General features: G+C 75.0%; 3 protein-coding genes. All 3 read right to left on the reverse strand.

Annotated elements, in window-relative coordinates:
- Positions 1–1,825: serine/threonine protein kinase (locus ACOV8S_RS19885; RefSeq protein WP_448319139.1), on the reverse strand; the 1,825-nt coding region annotated here is incomplete at its 3' end.
- Between the two features lie 37 nt (positions 1,826–1,862).
- Positions 1,863–3,191 (reverse strand): hypothetical protein, encoded by a 1,329-nt coding sequence (locus tag ACOV8S_RS19890; RefSeq protein WP_448319140.1) that lies wholly within the window; start codon positions 3,189–3,191, stop codon positions 1,863–1,865.
- 95 nt (positions 3,192–3,286) lie between these two features.
- Positions 3,287–4,175: glutamate ABC transporter substrate-binding protein (locus ACOV8S_RS19895; RefSeq protein ID WP_448319141.1), on the reverse strand; the 889-nt coding region annotated here is incomplete at its 5' end.

Here is a 4,175-nt window from a genome sequence, read left to right on the forward strand (position 1 = left end):
GAGCTCCGCCGGGCGGGGCCGCGGTGCGGCGGCGCCGGGCGAGCAGTCCGCCCGCCGGGTCGCCGCGGACGCCGAGGCGGGAGACCACCGGATCGGTGTCGTCGAACAACTGGCTGTCGGTGACCCGCAGTTCCGGGCCGAACAGGGTGGACAGCGCGGGCCGCGGCCGTCCCGTGCGCAGCGAGACGACCTCGCGCAGGACGCCGGTGAGCTGCTCCGCCATCTCCTGGGCGGAGGAGAAGCGGCGCGCCGGGTCCGGGTCGGTGGCCCGCACCAGCAGCCGGTAGAAGGACTCGTGCCGCCGGAACACCTCGATGTCGTCCGGGTTGGGCAGCGAGTCGGCGTACACCGTGGTGTAGCCGTGGAAGTCGAAGCTGAGCACGGCCAGGGTGCGGGCGACGGTGTACAGGTCGGAGGCGACGGAGGGGCCCAGCGTGGAGACCTCGGGCGCCTGGTAGCCGATCGTGCCGTAGATGGCCGACTCGTAGTCGTCCATGCGGCGGACCGCGCCCATGTCGATCAGCTTCAGCTGGTCCTCGGTCTGTATGGCGTTGTCGACCTTGAAGTCGCAGTACAGCAGGTTGCGGCTGTGCAGGTGGCCCAGTGCCTCCAGCGCCTCGATGCCGTAGGCGCAGGCCTGTTCCACCGGCAGCGGGTCGCGCCGGCCCTCCGGCGTGCGGCGGCCGTTGGCGATGTCCTTCAGCGACTTGCCGCCGACGTACTCCATGACGATGTAACCGTCGAGGGACCCGGTCCGCTGGTCGAGGTGCTCGACGAAGTTGTAGATCCGCACGATGTTGGCGTGCTCGATCTCGGCGAGGAAGCGCCGCTCGGAGATGGCGGCGGCCATCGCGTCCTGGTCGCCGGTGTCCAGCAGGCCCTTGAGGACGACCCACCGGTCGGAGACCGCGCGGTCCACGGCGAGGTAGATCCAGCCGAGTCCGCCGTGCGCCAGACAGCCCACCACCTGGTACTGGCCGTGCACCACGTCGCCGCCGCGCAGCTTGGGCACGAAGGAGTAGGGGTGGCCGCACTTGGTGCAGAACCCCTCGGTGCGGCCGGGGCGGTCGCCGCGGGCGCGGCCCACGGGCGCGCCGCAGTCGGAGCGGGAGCAGAACCGTTTGCGCTCCGGCACCTGCGGGTCGTCCAGCACCATGGCCCGGGGGTCGGGCCGCGGCACGGCGGGCACGTCGACCAGGCCCGCGCCCAGCCGGCCGCGGCGCGACCCGCTCGACTGGGCGCCGGAGCTGCGCACCGACACCGCGCCGACCGTGGCGGCGCCGCCGAGCGTCCCCGACAGCCGGCCGGAGACCGACCGCCGGGAGCGGGAGGACGACCGTGACGACCGCGACGTCGGCACGGACCCCGTCGAGCCGCCCGCGCCGCCGGTGCCGGCGGGGGCGTTCGCGCCTTCTGCGCCGCCGGGGAGCCCGGGACCGCCCGAGCCCGCGGCGATGCCTGGACCGCCCGGGCCGCCGGGTGATCCGGCACCGTTCGAGTCGCCGGTGACACCCGCACCGCCCGGGCCTGCAGAACCGCCCGGGCCGCCCGAGCCGACGGAGCCGGAGGTGCCGGAGCCGTCCGGGGTCGCCGTGGAGGTGGGGCCCTGACCGGCCGGTGGCGGTCCGGCCGACGGGTCTCCCTGGGCGGCGGGCCGGCCCGAACTCCCCGGCATCCGGCCCGTGATGCCCGTGGGCGCCGCGCCGACCATGCCGTCCGGCGCGACCACCGGCGCCAGCCCGCAGTGGTCGCAGTACAGCTCGCCGCCGCCGACGTCCTCGTAGGCCCCCTCGCAGCCCGGCCGCTGGCACTTCACGTCACTCACGCCCCGTCCCTCCGCACAGCTCCCCCTCCGTCGGCGCTCACGTCTGGGCCTCCCGCGGCCGCCCCGCCCCGTCCTGGGTGGGCATCACGGGCCGCAGCAGCTCGACCGCCGTGTGCTGGTAGCGCAGCACCGCCTGTTCGGCCACCCGCAGGTCGCAGGGGGCGCTCCACAGCATCCGCCGCGCGATGTCGTACCGCTCGACCAGCAGCGGGTCCTCCGCCAGCCCGTGGCGGGCCACCTTCGCCCGGTAGGCGTCCAGCCGCCCGCGCAGCTCGGCGCGGATCGCCAGCGGCGCGGTGACCGCCGTCAACGACTCGCGGGCGCGCAGCAGTTCGTCCTCCGCCCGGCGCTCCAGGTCCTCCAGCAGCGGCGACAGCCGGTGCCACAGGCCCTGTCGCCGGTACTCCGCCGCCGTCGACAGCTCCTCCTGCAGCGCGGTCGGCGGCCCGCTCACCGCGGGCACCTCGGTGGCGGCGATCTTCGCCAGCACCTCGCCGCGCGCGAGCCGCGCCTCGGCCAGCGTGCGGTCGGCGCGGCTGAGCACGTCCCGCAGCCGCATCAGCCGCGACTCCGCGTCCTGCCGGACCGTCAGCACCGCCTCGATCTCCCGCCGAACGTCCTCGAGTTCGCGTGCGTACCGGTCGTAGGCGGTGGTGTCCGGGCGGCCCGCGCCGGGCGCCGAGCTGCCCCGGTCCGGCGTCCAGAAGGACAGCGGGTCGGAGATCACCGTCTCGCGCAGCCGGGTCAGGGCCCGGGTGATGCGTTCCAGGTCGTCGCCGGCCGGGTGCTCACCGGGACGCACGCCCACCGAGCGGGCCAGCTCCCGGGTGCGGCGCAGCTCGGCGGAGAGCATGTCGATCCGCGCGGGCAGCGCCGACCAGACCGCGTCGGCGGCCACCACCATGTCCAGCGCGGCGGCGTACAGGCCGTTCATCCGGTCGACCAGCGCGGCCAGCGTGTAGCGGCGGCTGAGGCGCACGGCCGAGGTCCCGGCGAGCGCGCCCGTCTCCACCGCGGCGGCGCCGGCCACCGTGACGCTCGGGCCGCGCAGCAGCTCGGTGAGCGCCACCAGGTCCTCGCGCCCGGCCCAGCGGCGGCGGGCCCGCAGCTCACGGGCGGTGCGCAGGGTGTCCGTGTAGGCGTCGAACCAGGTCCACAGGAGGGTGATCGACGCCTCCGCCCGTTTCCAGCGTTCCTGAGTGGCCCCGGTGAGCTCGGCCCCTTCGAGCAGTCTGCGCCCCGCGTGGTCCTGCAGCGCGAGGAGCGAGGACTCCATGGCCTCGTGCTCCGCGCCGAGCCGCGCCAGCGCACGGTCCACCTCGTCCCGGTCCATCACCGGACCCGGGGCGTGTCCCGTGTCGCCCATCGATCACCTCTCAGTGCGCAGTCGGTGCGTGCGGTCGGTCGGCCCGGGGCTCCGTCGGCCCGCGCCGTTCGGACCCTGCCCAGGGCGGGCAGGGGTCAGTCGCGGTAGACGGCGGGAGGCGGGTCGGCGGGCTTCTTCATGGTCGCCTCCAGCCACTCGTCGTAGGCCCGCTTCCAGCCGCCGTCCGCGACGTAGTCGCGCAGCACGGCGTTCACCCGGCGGACCAGGTCCTCCGACTCCAGCGACATCGCGACGCCGTAGTACTCCTCGGTGAACTCCTCGCCCATCAGCGTCACCGACGGGTCCTGGGCCGCCTGGCTGGCGGCCAGCGCGCTGTCGGTGACCACCGCGTCGACCTCGCCGAGCTGGAGCCGCACCAGGCAGTCCAGCTGGTTGGGGACGACGGGCCCGATGTCCGCCTTCGCGACGGCCGGCTTCCCCGCCGCCTTGTCCCGCTCCAGCCGCAGGCGGGCCGTGGAACCTTCCGCGGTGCAGATCCTCTTCCCGGCCAGGGAGCGGTCGTAGCCCGTGATGCCGGAGTGCGCCGGGGCGAGGACCTGCTGGCCGGTGGTGAAGTAGGGCGCGGAGAAGGCGACCTGGTCCAGCCGGTCGCAGGTGATGGTCATGGTGCGCACCACCATGTCGACCCGGCCGTCCTGCACGGCCGGGATGCGCTGACTGGTGGGGACGGCGGCGAAGCGGATGTTGGACGGCTCGCCGGGCGCGCGGTGGCCGAGGATCTCGTCGGCGATCCGGTGGGCCAGGTCGATGTCGAAGCCGGAGAGCTCCACCCGCTCCTGCGAGCTGTTGGGGTCGCGGTAGCCCCAGCCGTAGCTGTTCTGGTCCACCCCGACGCGCAGGTACCCGCGTTCCTTGATCCTGCGGATCGTTTCTCCGCTCTCGTCCCGGGACGGGGCGGGGCTGCGGGCCTCGGGGCGTTCGCAGTTCTCGTCGGCGGCGAAGCGGCCGCGGCCGGTGCCGCCC

It is taken from the genome of Streptomyces sp. CO7, from assembly GCF_053474865.1.

Bases quoted from the DNA above. Each gene is read 5' to 3' on its own strand.
- ACOV8S_RS19890 (WP_448319140.1), bottom strand. From the start codon at position 3,191: ATGGGCGACACGGGACACGCCCCGGGTCCGGTGATGGACCGGGACGAG.